This window comes from Aeromonas sp. WP2-W18-CRE-05 (assembly GCF_014168615.1).
GTDB lineage: Bacteria > Pseudomonadota > Gammaproteobacteria > Enterobacterales > Aeromonadaceae > Aeromonas > Aeromonas caviae.
Window position 1 is genome coordinate 724732 of the sequence record NZ_AP021917.1, and the last position, 19782, is coordinate 744513.

The window sequence follows — 19782 nt, forward strand, 5'->3', positions numbered from 1 at the left end:
GCGATGGACACCATGGCCGTGCCATGGTCGTGAGCATCAAGGGGTGTGGCGCTGCCGGCACTGCTGCCAGAGGGCGCGCTTGTGCGCCCCATCGGGCTTGAGCGGGCAGACCAGGGCATCGGGCCAGCGAGAGTCCGGCGCCGTCAGCCAGAGCAGGGGCGAAGTGGCCCCTGCTGGCAGGGAAGGCATCTCGGACAACAGGGAGACCTCGTCGGTGCCAAGGCCGAGCCAGCGGCAGATGTCCCCGAGCAGGGAGGGCGCGGGCAGCGTCTCTGCCAGCAGCCAGAGCTTGCCGGTCGGCAGAGGGGCAGTCTCCTGCGGGGCCAGCACCTCGTCGGCGGGCGTGTTTGCCGGTTGTGCGGCGCCGTCGGGGCTGGTGCCTCCCGCCAGGAGTCGGCCTCTCTGTTGCCAGAGGGGGATGCCCATGCGGGCCAGGATGCGCTGGCGCAGCGGGTCCAGCAGGGGATCTTGCATGGCGAAGGCTCACTCTTGATCTGCGTTGGGGTAAATAATGATGCGCAGAGTACACTCTCGCGGGATTTGCTGCACCCCGGACGTGCGCTTTTCGCCCTGTGGCGATGGCAAACGAGCGCCCCCCGGGGGCAGAGATGACAGACAATGAGAGTGGGGCGGGGCCAGAGGCCGGACCCCGTCACCACGGATGACCTATCAGCTTCGGAACTGTGCCTATGCCGCCTTTAGCCCAGAATACTGTTCGTGCCACCCCCATTCATGAGCGCCTGCCACGGCTCCTTTCCGCCCTTGGTGAGGGACTGTATGAGCGCCAGGATGCCCTGCGGCTCGGCCTGCTGGCGGCCCTGAGTGGCGAGAGCGTCTTTCTGCTGGGCCCCCCGGGCATCGCCAAGAGCCTGATCGCGCGGCGCCTCAAGCTGGCGTTTCAGGATGCCCGCCATTTCGAATACCTGATGACCCGTTTCAGTACGCCGGAGGAGGTGTTCGGCCCCCTCTCTATCCAGGCGCTCAAGGAGGATGGCAAGTACCTGCGGTTGACCAGCGGCTACCTGCCGGAGGCCGAGGTGGTCTTCCTCGACGAGATCTGGAAGGCGGGCCCCGCCATCCTCAACACCCTGCTCACCGCCATCAACGAGCGGCAGTTTCGCAACGGCGACAGCCAGCACCCCATTCCCATGCGGCTGCTGGTCACCGCCTCGAACGAGCTGCCAGCCCCGGACAGCGGGCTGGAGGCGCTCTACGATCGCATGCTGGTGCGGGTCTGGATGGACAGGGTGCAGGAGAAATCCAACTTCCAGGCCATGCTGGCGAGCGATGGCCAATCCCATCAGAACCTGACCCCGGCGGTGCAGATTCGGGGGGAAGAGTACGACGCCTGGCAGGATGCCATCGAGCAGGTACGCCTGCCGGACGCCTGTTTCGAACTCATCTACCAGCTGCGCCAGCAGCTCGACAGCCAGCTCGGGCACGGCTGCTATGTCTCGGATCGGCGCTGGAAGAAGGCGGTGCGGCTCATCAAGGCGAGCGCCTTCTTCAATGGCCGCGACGAGGTGGCGCCCCTGGATCTGCTGCTGTTCAAGGATTGCCTCTGGCACGACGAGGCTTCCCGCACCGCGCTGCTGGAGATGATCGGCGAGTTTTCCCGCCTCTACGGCTACCAGCAACTGGCGCTGACCCGGGAGCTGCTCTCCCTGCGCGAGCAGTTCAAGCAGTTGCAGGGGGCGGTCGCCTTGCGCATCGGCTGCAAGGCGGTCAAGCGCAAGCAGTGGTTCGGCCGTCGCGCCCGCGGCACCGAACTGCCGCTGGCCAACGCCAGGCTGTTCGGCAAGCTGGTGCACTTCCAGCTGCTCACCCCGGCGCCTCTGGATGGCAGCGATCCCGAGCGCCTCACCGCTACCCTGACTTTCGATCGCACCCTGCTCTCTCACTGGCACCCCACCGGGGAGGCGCTGGTGGGCTGGCCCCTCGGCAACCCCAAGGAGGGGCACTACGAGCTGGTGCTGGACGAGCAGTTGCGGCTGCACGTGCTGGATATCCAGCGCCAGCCCGTGCCCCTGATGCTGGTGGAGCGCACCCCCATCCCCGAGGTGGTGATGGCCCCCTGGCTGTCGGCCCTGGACGACCTGACGGGCCAGGTGAACCGGGTGCTGCAAAACCTCAAGGGCCAGCGCAACCTGTTCGACCGTCACCAGCCCCATCTGTTCGTGGGGGACAACTGGCTGCGTCAGGTGGAGGACAGCTTCTTCGTGCTGAGCCGGGACCTGGAGCGGCTGGGGGCCGAGCTGCAGCAGTGGCGGGATCGTCTGCCTCTTCTCGATGCACAGGGGTGACGTCGCGCCTGACGTGGGGTTGGTGAAATAAACAGGATGAAAAACATGTTTAGTCAGCATGATACTCCATCACATCTCAACGTCCGGGGTGGCCCATGCTAGAGATCGGCATGATGGACCTGGGGCTGCTCATGGGGGAGGGGGAGCTGGCGGGGGAGATGGCGCTGCTGCTTGCCTCCACCCCCAAGATCTCCGAGTTCCTCAAGCGCTCGCCCCTGCAGGGGAAGCTGCTCAGAAAGCGCATCCAGACCTGGAGCGAACAGCTTGGGGAGGAGATGCGCCACAAGCCGGTGCCGGTGGCCCTCGAGCGGGAATACCTGCTCTATCAGGCCCACCGGCAACTGCCCCTGCCGGAGCTGGTGGGGCGCCTGCCCGCCTTGCTGGAAGCCCTTGAGCAGCACAGCCCCTTCGCGGGGGATGCCCGCAGCCTGGTGCGCCAGATAGTGGCCCAGCCCACCGAGGGGCTGCGCCAGCTCTTCATCGAGAAGTGGCGCGCCAGCCTGGTGGGCAGCCTGTTGCAGTTGCAGCAGCAGATAGCGGAGGCGGAGCGGGAGAAGCAGCGCCAGGAGATAGAGGATCAACTGCTGGCCAACCGGACCCTGGCCGATGCCCTGGATCCGCACCAGATCTCCGCCGGGGGGCTCTGGGATCTGGCCCAGGGGAGCTGGCACAAGCGCAGCCTGGCGCTGGTGAAGCAGTACGCCCGCATGTTGCAGCAGGAGCCTCTGCTCGCGGAGATCGCCGCCCTGCTTGGGCGCAGCGAGCGGGAGCGGCGCAGCGAGGACAGGACGCTGCCGCCGGTGCCTGTGCACGAGCTGGAGGAGGTGCAAAGTGACGATGTGCCCGACGATCTGGTGGGGGTGCACCCGGCCAGCGATCTGATGCGCCTCCTGCCGAGCGAGGCGGTGATGCTGGCGCTGCCGGAGCTGGAGCTGGAGTTCTATCGCCGTTATCTGGAGCGGCGCCTGCTGAGCTACCAGTCGCGGGGCACCCTGCCGCGCCAGCGTCTGATGCTGCGCTCCCCCGAGCAGGGAGGGCAGGAGGTGCAGCCGCGGGGCCCCTTCATCGTCTGCGTCGATACGTCAGGTTCCATGGGGGGCTATCCGGAGGAGTGTGCCAAGGCGCTTTTTCTCGCCCTGCTCAAGGGGGCGATGGAGGAGAAGCGGGGCTGCTATCTGATGCTCTTCTCCACCGAGGTGGCGACCCTGGAGATCACCGCCGACACCGGGCTTGAGAAGGCGGAGCGCTTTCTCTCCATGAGTTTTCACGGAGGGACCGATCTGGTGCCCTGCCTGGAGCAGGCCCTGACCCAGCTTGAACAACCCGCCTTTGCCAAGGCCGACGTGCTGGTGATCTCCGACTTCATCGCCCAGAACCTGCCCCACCCCCTGCTCGAGCGGATGAACGGGCGACGGGCGCAGCAGACACGCTTCCATGCGGTCGCCATGTCCCGTCACGCCAAGGCGGCCATTTTGCGGGTGTTCGACAACAGCTGGCTGCTCGATTGCGGCCTGCGTGGACGCCTGCTGCGGCGCTGGCAGCGCCATTGAGGGCACTCAGGCTCAGAGAGTGGGCCTGTGGTAGAGGCCCCGTTCGTTGACCTGCTCCTGATCCAGCAGCGGCTGACCGCTTGGCTGGGCAATATAAAAACCCCGCTTGCCGCTGCGCTTGACCCTGTACATGGCCTGATCCGCCCGGGCCAGCGCCGCGCCGAAATCGTCCTGGGGCCGGATGGCCGCAATTCCCATGCTCAGCCCCACCGAGGCGTCCCCGTTGGGCAGCTCGAAGGGGGTGGCGATGGCATCGATGCACTGGCGGGCGAGGTGGCTGGTGCGGGGATCGTCGCACGCCCAGGGCAGCAGCAGCACGAACTCGTCCCCGCCGATGCGCCCCAGCCGTACCTCCTCGCCGCAGCAGTGGCGAAGGCGCTGGGCAAGGGAGACCAGCAGTTCGTCACCTGCCCGGTGGCCCAGGTTGTCGTTCACCAGCTTGAAGTCATCGAGATCGATGAAGCAGATGGCCTGGTACTCCCCGGGAAAGTGGCGGTGCAGCGCGGTGCGGTTGAACAGGCCGGTGAGGGGATCCCGGTGGGCAAGCTGGGCGAGCTGCTGCTCGTACTCCTTCTCGTGGGTGATGTCGATGTGGGTGCCCATCACCCGGACGGGGTTGCCCTGATCATCCCGCTCCACCACCCGGCCCCGGTCCAGCACCCAGGTGGTCTTGCCATCCTTGCCGATCATGCGGTGCATCGCCTGATAAAACGGGCTCTTGCCCTCCAGATGGTCGAAGAAGGCCTGCAGCACCTGCTCCCTGTCCTCCGGGTGAAGGTGGGCGCGCCAGACGTCGAAGTGGGCCGACAGCTCCTTGGGCTGGTAACCGAGCATGGAGCCCCAGCGTCGGTTGAAGATGATGAGTTTGCCGGTGGGCACATGGTTCTGCCAGATGCACAGGCCGGTGCCGTCCATGGCTGCATCCAGCTTCTCCCGCGCGTCATCCGCGATGCGTTTGAGACGCTCGTTCTCCAGCAATAACCTGTCGTAAGCCTCCCTCAGCTCCTCGTAGGTCATTCCTCATCCCTTCCCCTGTTCGAAAGCATATATAGTCGATGCACTCTCTCCTTCTGTAAAGAAGGGGATAGGGGAGGCTCTCGTTCGATATGAGGCGTTTTCTTACCCTCTGGCGGCTGTGCGCCCAGAGTCTGTGGGGATATGATGACAGCGGTGAGCGCGGCGTCCGGCCAGTGAAGAGGAGAAAATGTCCGCATGAAGATCCTGATGGGAGGTGGTCTGTTGCTGGGGGTTGCCCTGGCCCAGGCGACGCCACTGGCCGGGCACGAGTTGCAACTGGCGTTGCAGCGACTGGAAGAGTCGACGATGCCGGTGCAGGCGTTTCGCGAGCGCGTCGCCGCCCTGACTGCCGGACAGGCACACTATCCGCCCGAGGTGCAGGGCCGCCTTGCCCGGCTGCAGTGCTGGGCCCAGCCGAGTGAACGAGACGAGGAGTTTCGCCGCGCGGTGGCGTTTGCCGAGCAGGGGCTGGCGCAGGCCCGTGCCCGCAAGGACAGGGTCACCGAGGTGGGGTTGCTCGCCTGTCGCGGCTATCACCGGCAACTGCTCGGCAACATGGCCGGGGCCGGGGAGGATTACGACGCCGCCCTGACCCTGGCTCGCCGACTCGGGGATGAGCGTCAGCGTGCCGACATCCTGAGCCTGCGGGGGGAGATGTACTCCTACCAGGGGGAGCTGGCGGAGGGGCTGATGGATCTCATTGATGCCCACCAGCGCTACGAGGCGCTCGGGCAGGAGGCCAAGGGGCGCGAGGTGCTCGCCAATATTGCCAATGCCTATCGCAGGATGGGGCTCTATGAGCGGGCCGAGAGCTACTTCAACGAGCTGGAGCACGACTACCGGCAGCTCGGGGACGAGGAGCACCTGGTGGACATTCACAGCCAGCAGGGACTCCTCTACATCGACACCGAAGAGTACGACAAGGCGCTGCCCCTGATGGTGGAAGCGGAGATCTATTATCTGGGGTCAAACCAGGAAGGGATCCTGGCCTGGAGCCGGATCGAGCTGGCCACCATCCTGCTTAAACAGGGCAAGCCGGACCAGGCCATGACCAAGCTCGATCAGGCGGCAGCCTCCCTCCATCAGGGGGAGGGGGCGGACAGCGTCACCCTGGGCCACTGGCACCTCGTCATGGCCGACGTCCTCGAGGCCCTGAACCGACCCGGCGAGGCGTTGCGGCACCTGGACGAGGCCGAGCCCATCTTTACCCGGGAGCAGAACCTGCGCTTCCTCGCCCGGGTGCATGAGACCCGCGCCCGGGTGCTGGAGCGTCAGGGGCATATCCAGTCGGCCCTCACCAGCCTCAAGACCTATGTCGAGACCCGCCAGGCCCTCGAGCTGAGATTGCGGGAACAGCGCTCCTTGCAGATGCGTTTCGAGTTCGATCTCGCCCGCAAGGAGCTGGAAAACCAGACCCTCAGGTCCCAGCAGCAGTTGCAGGCGGAGAAACTCAAGCAGTTGCAGGAGCGGCGCTACTGGCAATACCTGGTGGTGGCCCTGCTGCTGGTGGTGATGGGTACCCTGGTGGTGCATCAGCGCGGGCGCACCCGCAAGATGCAGCGCCTCGCCATGACGGACGAACTGACCGGCATCCACAACCGGCGCCAGATCCAGGCCAAGGGGCGCAAATGGTTCACCCAGGCGCGGGAGGAGGGCAACCCCCTGTGTGTGCTGCTGCTGGATGTGGATCACTTCAAGAAGGTGAACGACCAGCTGGGCCACCACGTGGGTGACAGTGTGCTCACCGCCGTGGCCCAGTGCATCGAGGAGCAGTTGCGCAGCCTCGACAGGGTGGGGCGCAACGGCGGTGAGGAGTTTCTGGTGCTGCTGCCGGATACCCTCCTGAACGAGGCCGTCGAGGTGGCCGAGCGGATCCGCCAGGCCGTCGCCCGTCTCGAGATTGAGGGGGTGCCTGCGGATCACCCCATCCGCATCAGCATCGGCTGTGCCCAGTACAAACCCGAGGATGACAACCTGGGCGAACTGGTACGCCGGGCCGACGAGGCCATGTACGAGGCCAAGCTGGCGGGGCGCAACCGGGTGATGACGGCCCGGTGAGGCCGACCCCGGGCCCCCGTGATAGCGGGCTGGGTATTTTTCACTCGCGCGGGTATAATGCCGCGCAATTTTGCTTTGATCCGGGGCCAGACCCATGTAATGCAACGCGCTTCTCCTGTCTCCACCGGCGGTCACTGACCCGCCCGCGTGGTGTCGTTGTCTGCATGGGCGCCCTGATTCCAAGGTGCTGTCCCGCATTTTTCCCACGGTGGCTCCAGGCCGCCGCTCAATAGAAGAACGTCGAATTATGTCAGCTGAATTTCTGAGTGAAGTCTCCAAGAGACGCACTTTTGCGATCATCTCGCACCCGGATGCGGGTAAAACCACCATCACCGAAAAGGTCCTGCTGTTCGGACAGGCCATTCAGCGCGCCGGTACCGTCAAGGGCCGTGGCTCGGGCCAGCACGCCAAATCCGACTGGATGGAGATGGAGAAGCAGCGCGGTATCTCCATCACCACCTCCGTGATGCAGTTCCCCTACGCCGACTGCCTGGTCAACCTGCTCGACACCCCGGGTCACGAGGACTTCTCCGAAGATACCTACCGTACTCTCACGGCGGTCGACTGCTGCCTGATGGTCATCGACGCCGCCAAGGGTGTTGAAGACCGGACCCGCAAGCTGATGGAAGTGACCCGGCTGCGCGACACCCCCATCCTCACCTTCATGAACAAGCTGGACCGCGAAGTGCGCGACCCGATGGAGGTCATGGACGAGGTGGAGCGCGAGCTCAACATCATGTGCGCCCCCATCACCTGGCCCATCGGCTGTGGCAAATCCTTCAAGGGTGTCTATCACCTCTACAAGGACGAGACCTACCTGTATCAGAGCGGTCAGGGCCACACCATCCAGGAGAAGCGGGTGGTCAAGGGGTTGAACAACCCCGAGCTGGACGCGGCTATCGGTGAAGATCTGGCGGCCCAGCTGCGTGGCGAGCTGGAGCTGGTGCAGGGGGCCTCTCCCGAGTTCGATCACGATGCCTTCATCGCCGGCGAGATGACCCCGGTCTTCTTCGGGACCGCCCTCGGCAACTTCGGTGTCGACCACATGCTGGACGGCCTGACCGACTGGGCGCCAGCCCCCATGCCGCGCAAGGCCGAGAGCCGCGAAGTGGTGGCCACCGAGGAGAAGTTCTCCGGTTTCGTGTTCAAGATCCAAGCGAACATGGACCCGAAACACCGCGACCGTATCGCCTTTATGCGTATCGTGTCAGGTACTTACAGCAAGGGCATGAAGATGCGCCACGTGCGCATCGGCAAGGACGTGAACATCTCCGACGCCGTCACCTTCATGGCCGGTGACCGTGAACAGGCGGTCGAAGCCTGTGCCGGCGACATCATCGGTCTGCACAACCACGGCACCATCCAGATCGGCGACACCTTCACCCAGGGTGAAGATCTCAAGTTCACCGGCATCCCGAACTTCGCGCCGGAACTGTTCCGCCGTATCCGCCTGCGTGACCCCCTCAAGCAGAAGCAACTGCTCAAGGGGTTGGTGCAGCTCTCCGAAGAGGGGGCGGTGCAGGTGTTCCGTCCGCTCATCAGCAACGATCTCATCGTTGGTGCGGTCGGTGTGCTGCAGTTCGACGTGGTGGTTTCTCGTCTGAAGAGCGAGTACAACGTCGAGGCCATCTACGAGGCGGTCAACGTCGCCACCGCCCGCTGGGTGGAAGGGACCGACGTCAAGAAGTTCGAGGAGTTCAAGCGCAAGAACGAGGTCAACCTGGCCCTCGATGGTGGTGACAACCTCACCTACATCGCGCCGACCATGGTCAACCTGCGCCTGGCCCAGGAGCGTCACCCGGACGTTCACTTCCGCCAGACCCGCGAACACTGATCACCCTGCCCGCACCCAGCGGGTGGCTGATGACCAGAGAGACCCCGCTTCGGCGGGGTTTTTTGTTATGGGGCGTGTCATTGGAAGGGGCGGCGATCCCCATCCGGGGCTTGATGAGTGAATAAAAATCAAGGATAAGTGATTTAAATTTCACCCATGGAGAGAGACATGTCCGTCACCCAACCCGTAGAGGCGCAGTTTGCCGCCTACAATGCCCACGATCTCGATGCCTTCGTGGCCTGCTTTGCCCCGGATTTCAAAGGCTATCGCATGCCGACCGAGACGCCGAGCACAGTCGGCAAGGGGGCGCTGCGGGCCTTCTATGCGGAGCACAGATTCAACAACCCGCTGCTCAAGGCCGAGCTGCTGTCACGCACCGTCTTGGGCAACAAGGTGTTTGATCACGAGAAGATCCACGGCCTTTCCCCCGAACCCATCGAGAGCGTGGCGGTGTTCGAGGTGAAGGAGGGTCTTATCCAGACCGCCTGGTTCTATTTCCCCTCTTAAACCCGACACTGTATTTGCCATACGGCCCCATCCTTTTGCACCGCTGTGCAGGGAAGGGTGACAAGGAGATGCCATGCAGATATTCCAGGCCACGTTGGCCCACATTGAAGAAACCAGCCGTCTGTTTGATGCCTATCGGCAGTTTTATGGGCAAGCGCCGGACAGTGATGAGGCAACCCGATTCATCGGGGAACGCCTTCAGGGGGCGGATTCAGTTATCTTTCTGGCACGCAACGAGGCGGGAGTGTGTGAAGGCTTTGTCCAGTTGTATCCGGCATTCTCTTCCGTCGCGATGAAGAGGATGTGGTACCTCAATGATCTTTATGTCGTCGAGTCAGCTCGCCAGCAGGGTGTGGCAAGAGCGCTGCTGAAACGGGTGGCCAGCTTTGCCAGGGAGACAGATGCCCTGACCGTCAAACTGGCGACGGCTGTCTCCAATCAACCTGCAAAATTACTTTATGAATCAGAGGGGTATCAAAAGGTAATCGCCTTTGATCACTATACCCAGCGGGTTGGAACCTGACAGGCGTTATGTGTCACTGTCCATGAGATGGATGGCAATCGCTCTTCTGGGGAGGCGCGGTGTCAGCCAGGGGCCGTGATACGGGGTAAACGGGCTCGCGGGGTATCGACAGATTGCCTGCCCGGCCCCCTTCTACCCTTGAGGGAGAAGGGGGGATGAGGGGGGAATTGGCGCTTCTGGCTAGAAAGTACGCAGCAATCTGGCGGGGTTGCCGGCATAGGTGCCAGGGACAGTGATGTCCCGGGTCACCACTGCGCCGGCACCGATGACGGCTCCCTGGCATATCCGTATCGGCAAAATGGTGGCGTTTGAACCGATGGATACCCCATCCCCAATGTGGGTTCGGCCCCAACTGGCGGGATCCGGGTCGGGGGCGCCGCTTTGAAAGAGGTCATTGGCAAACATGACGCCGTGACCGATAAAACAGCGCTCACCTATGGTCACATGCTCACAGATAAAGCTGTGGGACTGGATGCGGGTTGCGCGCCCTATGGAGACGTTCGACTGTATCTCCACGAAGGGGCCGACAAAGACATCGTCAGCCAGGGTACAGCCGTAGAGATTGACAGGCTCAACCAGCTTCACCCTTTCACCGAAGCTGACATCTCGTATGCCGACAGAGAGTCGTTTTGGTTCACTCATCTCCCCTCCTTCCCATCGAGCGCCAGCACCATGCAGATCTCGCAGGCGTCGTGGCCCGTGCAGCCAAGGGGCCCCGGCAGGTGTTCGAAGCCCAGGGATTCATAGAGGGCGGTGGCTTCCCGCAGCACGGCGGTGGTCTCCAGATAGCAGCGCTGGTAACCCAGGGCGCGAGCCTCGGCCAGCGCCTGCAAGACCAGCCGCCGTCCCAGCCCCAGCCCTCGCAGGGCGGGCAGGAAGTACATCTTCTGCAGCTCGCACACATCCGCTGCCCCCGCCAGCGGCGCTATGCCGCCCCCGCCGAGAATGGCGCCGTCCGGTCCCTCAATCACCCAGTAGCGGCTGCGCTCCCCCTGATAGGTTTCGTGGAGAAAATCGAGGTTGGGATCCGCCACCCCGTACCCCTTGTCGGCGGTGAGGCCGTATTCGGCGGAGACGGCGCGCACCACGGCGGCGATCCGGGGATTGTCGGCCGGGGTGATGGGGCGGATGACGAACCCCTGTTGGCGGCGGGCGCGGGAGAGGGCGCTGCGATAGAGCCGCATGCCCTCCCAGATCTGCTCGCACTCGGCGGGGGAGAGCTGGGCCAGGGCCCCCGCCATGGTCTCGTCCATCTGCCGGTGCAGCTCCTCAAGCTGTGCCTTGCCCGGCTCGGTGAGGCTCGCCTCCTTGCTGCGCCCGTCCGAGGGGTGGGGTTGCCAGGCGATCAGCTCCCGCTCGGCGAGGCGGGCCAGGGGGCGGCTGGCGTTGGACTTGTCGATGCGAAGGCGCTCGGCAAGCTGCTGGTTGGTGGCGGGACCGTTCTCCAGCTCGATGAGCAGGTGGGCCTCTAGGGGGCTCAGGGCCAGCGAGCCGCACTGCTGGGAGAGCATGCCGAGTTCGCGTACCAGTTCCCTCGACAGGGCGCGCAGGGGGCGGGGATCCATGGGGTTGTCTCCTTGTGGTGGTATTTGGTTGTTATGCGCAACCAATACCATCATTTGGTTGTTGATGACAACCATTTACGTGAAAAAGGGCGAAAGACAGGCAGAAAAAAGGGCCCGGGAGAGGGCCCAAACATTGGAAACCCGCGCGGGGGCGCGGATCCCATCCTTGGTCTGGCAAGGTGCCGGCGAGGGTTAGACCAGCTCGGCCAGCATGGTGTCGGCATAGGGCACCAGGGCGTCGCCCTGTTTCACCTTGGCGAGGTAGTCCGGGTTGGCGATGAGGGGGCGACCGATGGCGACGAGGTCGAAGCGGTCCGCCTCGATGGCCTCGAGCGCGGTCTCTGCGCTGTAGTTGCCCACTCCCACCAGGTGGCCGTCGTAGCGGGCACGCAGGTAGTCGGAGGCGCGGCCGTCCAGGTAGTCGAAGGTGAGGCTGTCATCGAAGATGCCCAGGTGCAGATAGGCCAGAGTGCGCTGGTTCAGCTCGGCCAGCAGGTGGTCGAACACGGCGCGATCCCGGGCATCCCCTTCCAGGTGCACATAGGCGCCGGGGGAGAGACGAAGGCCGGTGCGATCCCCGCCAATGCGGGCGGCGATGGCATCCACCACCTCGAGGGCGAAGCGGCTCATGTTCTCGGGGCTGCCGCCGTAGTTGTCGGTGCGCAGGTTGCTGGCGTGGTGCAGGAACTGATCGATGAGGTAGCCGTTGGCACCGTGGATCTCCACCCCGTCAAAGCCCGCCTCGATGGCGTTGGCGGCGGCCTGGGCGTAATCCTCGACCAGCTGGGCGATTTCGCGCTCGGTCAGGGCGCGGGGCACCTGATAGACCAGCTCGCGCATGCGCGGCACCGTGCCCTCATGGGCGACGGCGGAGGGGGCCAGCACTTCGGCGTGGTGGAAGAAGGGGTGGGAGAGACGGCCCACGTGCCACAGCTGGGCGAAGATCTTGCCACCGTTGGCATGCACGGCGCTGGTCACTTTCTTCCAGCCGGCGATCTGTTCGGCGCTGTAGAGCCCCGGGGTATTGGGGTAGCCCTGCCCGTCCGGACGGATGATGGTGGCTTCGGAGATGATGAGGCCGATGTCGGCGCGGCGGCCGTAGTAGGCGGCCATCTGTTCGGTGGGCACCAGACCCGGGCCAGCCATGCAGCGGGTGAGGGGGGCCATCATGAAACGGTTCGCGAGGGTGAGGGTGTCGTTGAGGCGATAGGGCTGAAACAGGGTATTCATGATCGTCTGTCCTGAGGGAGTGATTCTTGAACGGGCATTCAAGACGTTTTTTGGTTTGTGTGCAAGTATTTTTTGAGCAAGCATTCAACATGGATTGACGGGGGAGGCTGGGGTAAACTTGCCGCCCTGTTTTTTCCGTCCCGCGGGACCTTGCCACCGGAGACCCCATGCGCAGCGCCGAATACGATCGGGATGCCGTCTTGCGAAACGCCATGGAAGCCTTTCGCGCCAAAGGCTATGCCAAGACCACCATGCAGGAGCTGGTGGCCGCAACCGGCCTGCACCCGGGCAGCCTCTATGCCGCCTTTGGCAACAAACGCGGCCTGCTGCTGGCGGCGGTCGATCACTATGTGGCAGAGAAGGGAGCCCTGCGCCGTCGCTGCCTGGCACAGCCCAGCCCGCTGGCGGGGCTGCACGCCTTCCTCGAGCAGGTGGTGGACGATGCCCTGCAGGGCTCCTGCCTGCTGACCCGCACCCTGATGGAGCTGGCGGAGCAGGACGAGGAGCTGCACCTTCGCTTCAAGGCCATCTACGGCGAGCTGGAACAGGATCTGGCCGGGCAGCTGGCCCTGGCAAAGGCACAGGGAGAGCTGGCAAAAGAGGGGGACATCCCCACCCTGACCGCCTTCTTGCAGGTCCATATCCAGGGACTGGTCACCTTCGCCCAGTGCCACCCCGACCGCCCTCTGCTGGCCGGTGTCGTCGCCCGGATGATGAGCGCCCTGCGGGCGTGATGGCGAGGATGGAAACAACAAAGGCTCCCGCGGGAGCCTTTGTTGTTGCTGGGAATGCCCCTCGCAGCAGGGGGTTTGCCCCCTTCTCCCGCTCATTTACAAAAGAATGGGAGAAGGGGTGGGGATGAGGGGGCTGCCAGTCGCAGCCGCTTAGCCCGGATTCACCAGATCCTTCATCAACGCCTTCAACCAGATCAACGCCGGTTGCTGGGCGTGGACCGGGTGCCAGACGCAGTTGAGGTGATAGTCCGGCACGTCGTCGGGCAGGGGCAGGCTTTTCAGCGGCCAGTGGCTGGCGAGCAGCTCCGCCACCATGCTGGGCAGCACCAGCAGGTGATCGCTCTGGCTCACGATGGCGGCGGCGGACATATAGCTCTGGCTGTTGACCGAGATGGTGCGGCTATGGCCCAGGCTCTGCAAATAGCGGTCGAGGCTCGCCTCCGAGGTGCCGAGCGGCGAGTGGAACACATGGGGCATCTCGATTAGCTGGTCGAGGGTGATGCGCTCCTCCTCCAGCTCCAGGGTGGCGCGCACCAGCCCGGCCAGGGGTTCGGTGAGCCAGGTCTCCTTGCCCAGATACCCCGGCACCTGCATGTACTCGTCAAACCCCAGCACGAGATCTATCTCGCCGCTCGCCAGCTCGGCTTCCGGCAGGGTATCGCGCAGGATGCGGATTTCGATGGTGACGCCCGGCGCCAGCTTCCTGAGGCGCTGGATAAGGGGCGGGATCAGCACGCACTCCACGTAATCCGTGGTGCAGAGCACGAAGCGGCGCTTCGACTGGCGTGGCGCGAACTCGTCCTCCTCCCAGAGTTGCTGCTCCAGCAGCCGCAGCGCCTGCTGCACCCCCAGATGCAGGCGCTGCGCCCTGGGAGTCGGCAACATCCCCTGGGGCGTGCGCACCAGCAGCGGGTCGCCGAGAAAGGCCCGCAACCGGCCGAGGGAGTGGCTCATGGCGGGCTGGCTGATAAAGAGCGATTCGGCGGCGCGGGTCACGCTCCCTTGCGTCATCAGAGCGTCAAAGGCGAGCAGCAGATTGAGGTCGAGCTGGTGCAGTTTCATGGGGGGATTATTCGCCGTGTTTATGGGACAATTAATCCTATTCATTTGATGGATGGGCGCGCAACTTCTTACACTGCGACCCACTCTTATTTTTTCAGGGTTCCCAGGCAAATCGGGGGCCTCAATCCATGCAAGGAGCCTTGCGATGAGCATCAAGACCATGAATTCCACGCCGGCCGCCGACGGCTTCACCATGCCCGCCGAGTGGGCTCACCAGCAGGCCGTCTGGATGATCTGGCCGTTCCGCCCGGACAACTGGCGGGAAGCCGGTCGCTTCGCCCAGGCCACCTTCGCCAAGGTGGCGGATGCCATCGGTGGCGCGACGCCGGTCTTTATGGGGGTGCCGGCCCAGTTTATGGAGCAGGCCCGTGGCATCATGCCCGCCCACGTTACCCTGGTGGAGATGGCCAGCGATGACTGCTGGGCCCGCGACACTGGCCCCACCATCGTCACCAACGCCGCAGGCGAGTGCCGTGGGGTGGACTGGGGCTTCAACGCCTGGGGCGGTCACAAGGGCGGTCTCTACTACCCGTGGAACCAGGATGAAGAGGTCGCTGCCCGGATGCTGGAGCAGCACGGCATGGATCGTTACGACGCGCCGCTCATTCTGGAAGGGGGCTCCATCCATGTGGATGGCGAAGGCACCTGCCTGACCACCGCTGAGTGCCTGCTCAACGAAAACCGCAACCCGCACCTGACCAAAGCGCAGATCGAAGCGCACTTGCGCGACTATCTGGGTGTGAAGAGCGTTATCTGGCTGGACGAAGGGGTCTACATGGACGAGACCGACGGCCACATCGACAACATGTGCTGCTTCGTGCGCCCGGGTGAAGTGGCCCTGCACTGGACTGACGATGAGACAGATCCCCAGTACGCCCGCTCCCAGGCTGCCCTCCAGGTGCTGGAAGCGGCGGTCGACGCCAAGGGTCGCAAGCTGAAAGTGTGGAAGCTGCCCCAGCCGGGCCCGCTGTTCTGCACCGAAGAGGAGTCTGCCGGCGTCGAGAGCGGTACCGGTGTGCCGCGCGAGGCAGAGGGCCGTCTGGCCGGTTCCTATGTGAACTTCCTTATCACCAACGATCGCATCGTCTACCCGCTGCTGGATGCCGCCACCGATGGAGAAGCCCAGCGCATTCTGGAAGAGATCTTCCCGGAGCACACCGTGGTCGGCGTGCCGGCCCGGGAGATCCTGCTGGGGGGTGGCAATATTCACTGCATTACCCAGCAGATCCCCTCCGGCAAATAAGAACCGGATGACGCTCCTGCTGCGAAGCCGTGATCAAGGCTCATGTGCTGCTCGCTTATGTGGAACAAACGGCTCATGTATTCACATACATTCCGGTTCCTGCGCTGCTCTTCACTGAGCTTCCGGCCTCTCGCGACGGGTCGTAAACCGGTTCTAGTTAGTATTCAAAACCCCACTCAGTGGGGTTTTATCCCTTGATGATGTGATGGTCGCAGGCGCCGATGCGGCGATCATCATGACAAACAGTCACCCTTTTACAGGAGATCCCCATGATCGAAGTGACCGAGGTTTCCATTGCCGAGCTGCGTGATGCGCTCGAATCAGGCCGCACCACCGCGGTCGAACTGGTCGAGGCCTATCAGGCCCGGATTGCCGCCTATGACGGCCCCGAGACATCAACCCGCCTCAATGCCGTCGTGGTGCCCAACCCCGATGCACTGAAAGAGGCGCAAGCGTCCGATGCCCGCCGCGCCCGTGGGGAAACCCTGGGGCCGCTCGACGGCATCCCCTACACCGCCAAGGACAGCTATCTGGTCAAGGGGCTGACCGCCGCCTCCGGCAGCCCGGCCTTCAAGGATCTGGTGGCCCAGCGCGATGCCTTTACCGTCGAGCGCCTGCGCGCCGCCGGCGCCATCTGCCTTGGCAAAACAAATATGCCGCCGATGGCCAATGGCGGCATGCAGCGCGGCGTCTATGGTCGTGCCGAGAGCCCCTACAACGCCGACTACCTGACCGCGCCCTTTGCCTCCGGCTCCTCCAACGGCGCCGGTACTGCCACCGCTGCCAGCTTCTCCGCCTTCGGTCTGGCCGAAGAGACCTGGTCGAGCGGCCGTGGCCCTGCTTCCAACAACGGCCTGTGCGCCTACACCCCGTCCCGTGGCGTCATCTCGGTGCGTGGCAACTGGCCGCTGACTCCGACCATGGATGTGGTGGTGCCCTATGCCCGCACCATGGCCGATCTCTTGGAAGTGCTCGACGTAGTGGTCGCCGACGATGCCGACACCCGTGGCGATCTATGGCGCCTGCAGCCCTGGGTGCAGCTGCCCAAGGCCTCTGAAGTGCGTCCAGCTTCCTATCTGGAGCTGGCTGCCAAGCCCGATGCCCTCAAGGGCAAGCGCCTCGGCGTGCCGCGCATGTTTATCAACAAGGATGAACTGGCCGGCACCAGCGAAAACCCCGGCATCGGCGGCCCGACCGGTCAGCGCATCCATACCCGCGAGACCGTGATCGCCCTCTGGGAAGATGCGCGCAAGGCGCTGGAAGCCGCTGGCGCCGAAGTCATCGAAGTGGACTTCCCGCTGGTCTCCAACTGCGAAGGGGATCGACCCGGTGCGCCGACCGTGTTCAATCGCGGCATCGTGAGCCCGGAGTTTCTCAACGACGAGCTGTGGGAGCTCTCCGGCTGGGCGTTCGACGACTTCCTGCGTGCCAACGGCGATCCCAAGTTGAACAAGCTGGCCGATGTCGATGGGCCGAAGATCTTCCCCCACGATCCGGGCACCTTGCCGAACCGCGAAGGGGATCTGGCGGCGGGCATGGACGAGTACGTCAATATGGCCAAGCGCGGTATCAAGCGCTTTGACGAGATCCCCACAGTGCCGGACGGCCTGCGCGGTCTGGAGCAGACCCGCAAGCTGGACTTGGAAGATTGGATGGACGGGCTCAAGCTCGACGCCGTGCTGTTCCCGACCGTCGCTGACGTCGCCCCGGCTGATGCGGATGTGAATCCGGCCTCCGCCGATATCGCCTGGAGCAACGGCATCTGGGTTGCCAACGGCAACCTCGCCATTCGCCACCTCGGCGTGCCGACCGTCACAGTCCCCATGGGGGTGATGGCCGATATCGGTATGCCGGTGGGCCTGACCTTCGCCGGTCGCGCCTATGACGACAACAACCTGCTGCGCTTCGCCTCGGCCTTCGAATCCACCGGCAGCAAGCGTATGGTGCCACCGCGGACGCCGCCGTTGTGAGTTAAATATTTCGAGTTAGAACTGTATGTACAGATCTAGTTATCACCTGACACCGGCCTCAAACCGGTGTCTTGTTTACGCTACTTTAGTGCGCACTTCCTTCGGTATCAATTTCAGACCCTTTTTGAACATGCTGTAGGGGGTTTGACCCTCCATCATCCTGCCCTGATGTGGCCGCTGGGTGTTGTAGTGATCCAGATAGCTGTCCAGGTCTGTCTGCATCTGCTCCACTGATTCATACCAGGTCGTCCTCCCCTTGATACGGAAGTGTTCATCCAGCAGGGTGCGATGTAGCCGCTCGATAAAGCCGTTGCTCTGCGGCCTGCGTACCTTGGTGGTCCGGTGCGCAATCCCCTCCAGTTGCAGGAACAGCTCGTAGGGGTGATGGTCAGGGCGCCCGCAGAACTCGCGCCCGTTGTCCGACAGGATGGTATAGACCCGCGCCTCGTGAGCCTCGAAGAACGGCAGGACCGTTTCGTTGAGCACATGGACCGAGGTCACCGGCAGCTTGCTGGTGTAGAGCCGTCCCCAGGCGTGGCGGCTGTAGCAGTCCAGTACGGTTTGCAGATACACCTTGCCCACCCCCTTGAGTGCGCCGACGAAGAAGGTGTCGACCGCCACCAGTTCCCCGGTGTAGTGAACCTCAATTTGGCGTTCGCGAAACTCGGGGCTGAAGCGCTCGAGCAGGCGGATCTGCTCGTCATTGAGCTCAATCGTCTGTTCCCTGTGGGTTTTCTCGAGGCGCAACAAGCGGTCATGCTTGGAGAGCAAGTCGTGCCGTTGCCATACGCCACGCACACCGCCCGCACTGACGTTGATGCCTTGCAGAGCCAGTTCTTGCGCGACCCGCAGCGGGCCATGGGTTGGTCTGGTGAGAGAGTAATCGAGGATGGCCTGTTCAATCTCGGGAGCGACCCGGTTGGGATGAGCGCCTTTACAGCCGGGGAGTTTGTCGAGCAAGCCCTCGGCGCCATAGGTCTGATAGTTACGGCGAATTTCGTAGAACTGCTGACGGCTGTAGCCGATGAGCTTGCAGGCTTTGCTGACGTTATTGAGCTCTTTGGCGAGCTCTAGCAGGCTGAGTTTACGACGTGCTACTTTCTCGTTGGTGGTCATACGGTGACTCCGGATAACACGGTAGGGGTACCGTTTTGTTATCCGGTTTGAAGCCGTATGACCACTCCCTTTTGTGGGCAACTGTCAGGTGAATACCATCTCCATACAAACTGTACACACAAAACAAGAAACCGCCGGCATCATGCTGGTGGTTTCTTTTCGCTTTCGTTATATTGCGTATTGTTATGTGAGTTACGTTTATACGGTATTGGATCTTTTATAAATGCGTTTCTTGATAACCAGCCAACAATGAAGCTGATTAATATGATCATGATGGTTTTATGGTGTTTTTTAAAGTTTGCTCTTGGAAAACTAAGCCATTTTTTGAAAAACCAAGAGTTGTAGTTATTTTCAATGTCTGAAATTATCAAAATGGATAAGTCAAAAAGTTCGTTATTTATTTTTATTTTTGTATTTTGAATCCTTTCCAGTCTTATAGACTCATCTTCTTTTTCGTGAAGACGTGCTTCTGCATTGATCCGTTTTTTTAGTAAATCGATAGGAAGCGAACGAATGATTGCATATTGATTTCTATCTACAATTTTTTTTCGTGCTCGGGATTCAATGCTATTAATTTGGATTTCTATGATTGATGACTTGTAAGAAAGGAATGAATCAAGTTCCTCTTCACTACCCTTACCATTTTCAATAATTTCAATAAGCTCATCAAATAGTTTTTCAATGAGGCTTAAGATTTTGTCTTTCTGCCGTGATATATCATTTTTGCGAAATGTCACATAGCTTATAAAAAAAGCAATAATCCAAGGGACTGGCGTGATAAGTAATTTTATGTATTCATTAATACTATCCACGATCCGCCTCAGCAGCCTCTAATCTCTCTGTTACAAGTGCTTCGATACTTTTAACATCAGCATGTTCATATGAAAGATGTGCTTTCAGGTAGTCGAGAGTATACCCATCTTCACGAATTAGCCCCCCAAATGCTTCATCGATAAAAGACCTTCCATATCTATTATATCCGGTTAAAACAACATGAACTTTTTCATGTTTTTTCAGAGCAGGCGGGAATTCAGATAATAAGTGCGACACTCATGGATGAATGGCGAGAG

General features: G+C 62.3%; 18 protein-coding genes. 9 read left to right on the forward strand and 9 right to left on the reverse strand.

The features are described from left to right. Positions 1–36: 36 nt before the first annotated feature. Positions 37–474 carry a DNA polymerase III subunit psi gene (locus tag H7R73_RS03585; protein WP_103260799.1) on the reverse strand — a complete coding sequence of 146 codons (438 nt, stop codon included), beginning with the start codon at positions 472–474 and terminating at the stop codon, positions 37–39. 215 nt (positions 475–689) lie between these two features. On the opposite strand from H7R73_RS03585, the gene H7R73_RS03590 reads away from it, so the two are divergent. Together H7R73_RS03590 and viaA are read left to right on the forward strand one after the other, a co-directional pair. Further along, complete coding sequence (locus tag H7R73_RS03590) at positions 690–2303, forward strand: ATPase RavA domain-containing protein (protein ID WP_103260798.1); 1614 nt, start codon at positions 690–692, stop codon at positions 2301–2303. A 95-nt stretch (positions 2304–2398) separates the two neighbouring features. After that, entirely contained in the window at positions 2399–3853 is a 1455-nt protein-coding gene (gene viaA / locus H7R73_RS03595) for an ATPase RavA stimulator ViaA (RefSeq protein WP_103260797.1), read from the forward strand. A gap of 12 nt (positions 3854–3865) precedes the next feature. Here viaA and H7R73_RS03600 read toward each other — a convergent pair whose 3' ends face one another. After that, positions 3866–4870 carry a sensor domain-containing diguanylate cyclase gene (locus H7R73_RS03600; protein WP_010672915.1) on the reverse strand — a complete coding sequence of 335 codons (1005 nt, stop codon included), beginning with the start codon at positions 4868–4870 and terminating at the stop codon, positions 3866–3868. A 195-nt stretch (positions 4871–5065) separates the two neighbouring features. Between H7R73_RS03600 and H7R73_RS03605 the strand changes: the two genes are divergently transcribed. From H7R73_RS03605 to H7R73_RS03620, 4 genes are all read left to right on the forward strand, one after another. Continuing rightward, complete coding sequence (locus tag H7R73_RS03605) at positions 5066–6928, forward strand: GGDEF domain-containing protein (RefSeq protein ID WP_103260796.1); 1863 nt, start codon at positions 5066–5068, stop codon at positions 6926–6928. Positions 6929–7172: 244 nt separating this feature from the next. Further along, a complete protein-coding gene (gene prfC, locus H7R73_RS03610) occupies positions 7173–8762 on the forward strand; it encodes a peptide chain release factor 3 (protein WP_103255304.1) in 1590 nt (529 codons plus the stop codon). A gap of 168 nt (positions 8763–8930) precedes the next feature. Then, on the forward strand, positions 8931–9269 hold the full coding sequence (locus tag H7R73_RS03615) for a nuclear transport factor 2 family protein (protein ID WP_041214549.1): 339 nt from the start codon (positions 8931–8933) through the stop codon (positions 9267–9269). A 73-nt stretch (positions 9270–9342) separates the two neighbouring features. After that, complete coding sequence (locus H7R73_RS03620) at positions 9343–9792, forward strand: GNAT family N-acetyltransferase (protein WP_103260795.1); 450 nt, start codon at positions 9343–9345, stop codon at positions 9790–9792. Between the two features lie 180 nt (positions 9793–9972). On the opposite strand, the gene H7R73_RS03625 is transcribed toward H7R73_RS03620, so the two are convergent. From H7R73_RS03625 to H7R73_RS03635, 3 genes are all read right to left on the reverse strand, one after another. Further along, entirely contained in the window at positions 9973–10434 is a 462-nt protein-coding gene (locus H7R73_RS03625) for an acyltransferase (protein WP_103260794.1), read from the reverse strand. Continuing rightward, a complete protein-coding gene (locus tag H7R73_RS03630; RefSeq protein WP_043155371.1) occupies positions 10431–11357 on the reverse strand; it encodes a MarR family transcriptional regulator in 927 nt (308 codons plus the stop codon). The genes H7R73_RS03625 and H7R73_RS03630 overlap by 4 nt, the downstream gene beginning before the upstream one ends. 192 nt (positions 11358–11549) lie before the next feature. Next, positions 11550–12587, reverse strand: coding sequence for an alkene reductase (locus H7R73_RS03635; RefSeq protein ID WP_042883344.1), 1038 nt, complete (start codon positions 12585–12587; stop codon positions 11550–11552). Between the two features lie 167 nt (positions 12588–12754). Here H7R73_RS03635 and H7R73_RS03640 point away from each other — a divergent pair, with 167 nt between their 5' ends. Continuing rightward, complete coding sequence (locus tag H7R73_RS03640; RefSeq protein WP_010672924.1) at positions 12755–13321, forward strand: TetR/AcrR family transcriptional regulator; 567 nt, start codon at positions 12755–12757, stop codon at positions 13319–13321. Positions 13322–13471: 150 nt separating this feature from the next. On the opposite strand, the gene H7R73_RS03645 is transcribed toward H7R73_RS03640, so the two are convergent. Beyond that, complete coding sequence (locus H7R73_RS03645) at positions 13472–14383, reverse strand: LysR family transcriptional regulator (protein WP_048206938.1); 912 nt, start codon at positions 14381–14383, stop codon at positions 13472–13474. A gap of 145 nt (positions 14384–14528) precedes the next feature. On the opposite strand from H7R73_RS03645, the gene aguA reads away from it, so the two are divergent. Further along, positions 14529–15626, forward strand: a complete 1098-nt coding sequence (gene aguA / locus H7R73_RS03650) for an agmatine deiminase (protein ID WP_103260792.1) — start codon at positions 14529–14531, stop codon at positions 15624–15626. 269 nt (positions 15627–15895) lie between these two features. Continuing rightward, complete coding sequence (locus H7R73_RS03655; protein ID WP_103260791.1) at positions 15896–17596, forward strand: amidase; 1701 nt, start codon at positions 15896–15898, stop codon at positions 17594–17596. 75 nt (positions 17597–17671) lie between these two features. Here the strand turns inward: H7R73_RS03655 and H7R73_RS03660 are convergent, their stop codons facing one another. The 3 genes from H7R73_RS03660 to H7R73_RS24520 form a co-directional block, all read right to left on the reverse strand. After that, the gene (locus H7R73_RS03660) at positions 17672–18712 is read right to left on the reverse strand and encodes an IS481-like element ISAs19 family transposase (RefSeq protein ID WP_101613896.1); all 1041 of its coding nucleotides are present in this window, start codon (positions 18710–18712) and stop codon (positions 17672–17674) included. Positions 18713–18852: 140 nt separating this feature from the next. After that, positions 18853–19524, reverse strand: coding sequence for a hypothetical protein (locus H7R73_RS03665; RefSeq protein WP_158657358.1), 672 nt, complete (start codon positions 19522–19524; stop codon positions 18853–18855). Continuing rightward, a complete protein-coding gene (locus H7R73_RS24520) occupies positions 19517–19762 on the reverse strand; it encodes an STAS-like domain-containing protein (RefSeq protein WP_182951473.1) in 246 nt (81 codons plus the stop codon). Before H7R73_RS24520 ends, H7R73_RS03665 begins: the two co-directional genes overlap by 8 nt. Positions 19763–19782: the final 20 nt, after the last annotated feature.

What these genes read in the sequence shown, in the direction of transcription:
- H7R73_RS03585 (WP_103260799.1), bottom strand. Translation starts at nt 474, where the DNA reads ATGCAAGATCCCCTGCTGGACCCGCTGCGCCAGCGCATCCTGGCCCGC.
- H7R73_RS03590 (WP_103260798.1), top strand. Translation starts at nt 690, where the DNA reads ATGCCGCCTTTAGCCCAGAATACTGTTCGTGCCACCCCCATTCATGAG.
- viaA (WP_103260797.1), top strand. Translation starts at nt 2,399, where the DNA reads ATGCTAGAGATCGGCATGATGGACCTGGGGCTGCTCATGGGGGAGGGG.
- H7R73_RS03600 (WP_010672915.1), bottom strand. Translation starts at nt 4,870, where the DNA reads ATGACCTACGAGGAGCTGAGGGAGGCTTACGACAGGTTATTGCTGGAG.
- H7R73_RS03605 (WP_103260796.1), top strand. Translation starts at nt 5,066, where the DNA reads ATGAAGATCCTGATGGGAGGTGGTCTGTTGCTGGGGGTTGCCCTGGCC.
- H7R73_RS03615 (WP_041214549.1), top strand. Translation starts at nt 8,931, where the DNA reads ATGTCCGTCACCCAACCCGTAGAGGCGCAGTTTGCCGCCTACAATGCC.
- H7R73_RS03620 (WP_103260795.1), top strand. Translation starts at nt 9,343, where the DNA reads ATGCAGATATTCCAGGCCACGTTGGCCCACATTGAAGAAACCAGCCGT.
- H7R73_RS03625 (WP_103260794.1), bottom strand. Translation starts at nt 10,434, where the DNA reads ATGAGTGAACCAAAACGACTCTCTGTCGGCATACGAGATGTCAGCTTC.
- H7R73_RS03630 (WP_043155371.1), bottom strand. Translation starts at nt 11,357, where the DNA reads ATGGATCCCCGCCCCCTGCGCGCCCTGTCGAGGGAACTGGTACGCGAA.
- H7R73_RS03635 (WP_042883344.1), bottom strand. Translation starts at nt 12,587, where the DNA reads ATGAATACCCTGTTTCAGCCCTATCGCCTCAACGACACCCTCACCCTC.
- H7R73_RS03640 (WP_010672924.1), top strand. Translation starts at nt 12,755, where the DNA reads ATGCGCAGCGCCGAATACGATCGGGATGCCGTCTTGCGAAACGCCATG.
- H7R73_RS03645 (WP_048206938.1), bottom strand. Translation starts at nt 14,383, where the DNA reads ATGAAACTGCACCAGCTCGACCTCAATCTGCTGCTCGCCTTTGACGCT.
- aguA (WP_103260792.1), top strand. Translation starts at nt 14,529, where the DNA reads ATGAGCATCAAGACCATGAATTCCACGCCGGCCGCCGACGGCTTCACC.
- H7R73_RS03655 (WP_103260791.1), top strand. Translation starts at nt 15,896, where the DNA reads ATGATCGAAGTGACCGAGGTTTCCATTGCCGAGCTGCGTGATGCGCTC.
- H7R73_RS03660 (WP_101613896.1), bottom strand. Translation starts at nt 18,712, where the DNA reads ATGACCACCAACGAGAAAGTAGCACGTCGTAAACTCAGCCTGCTAGAG.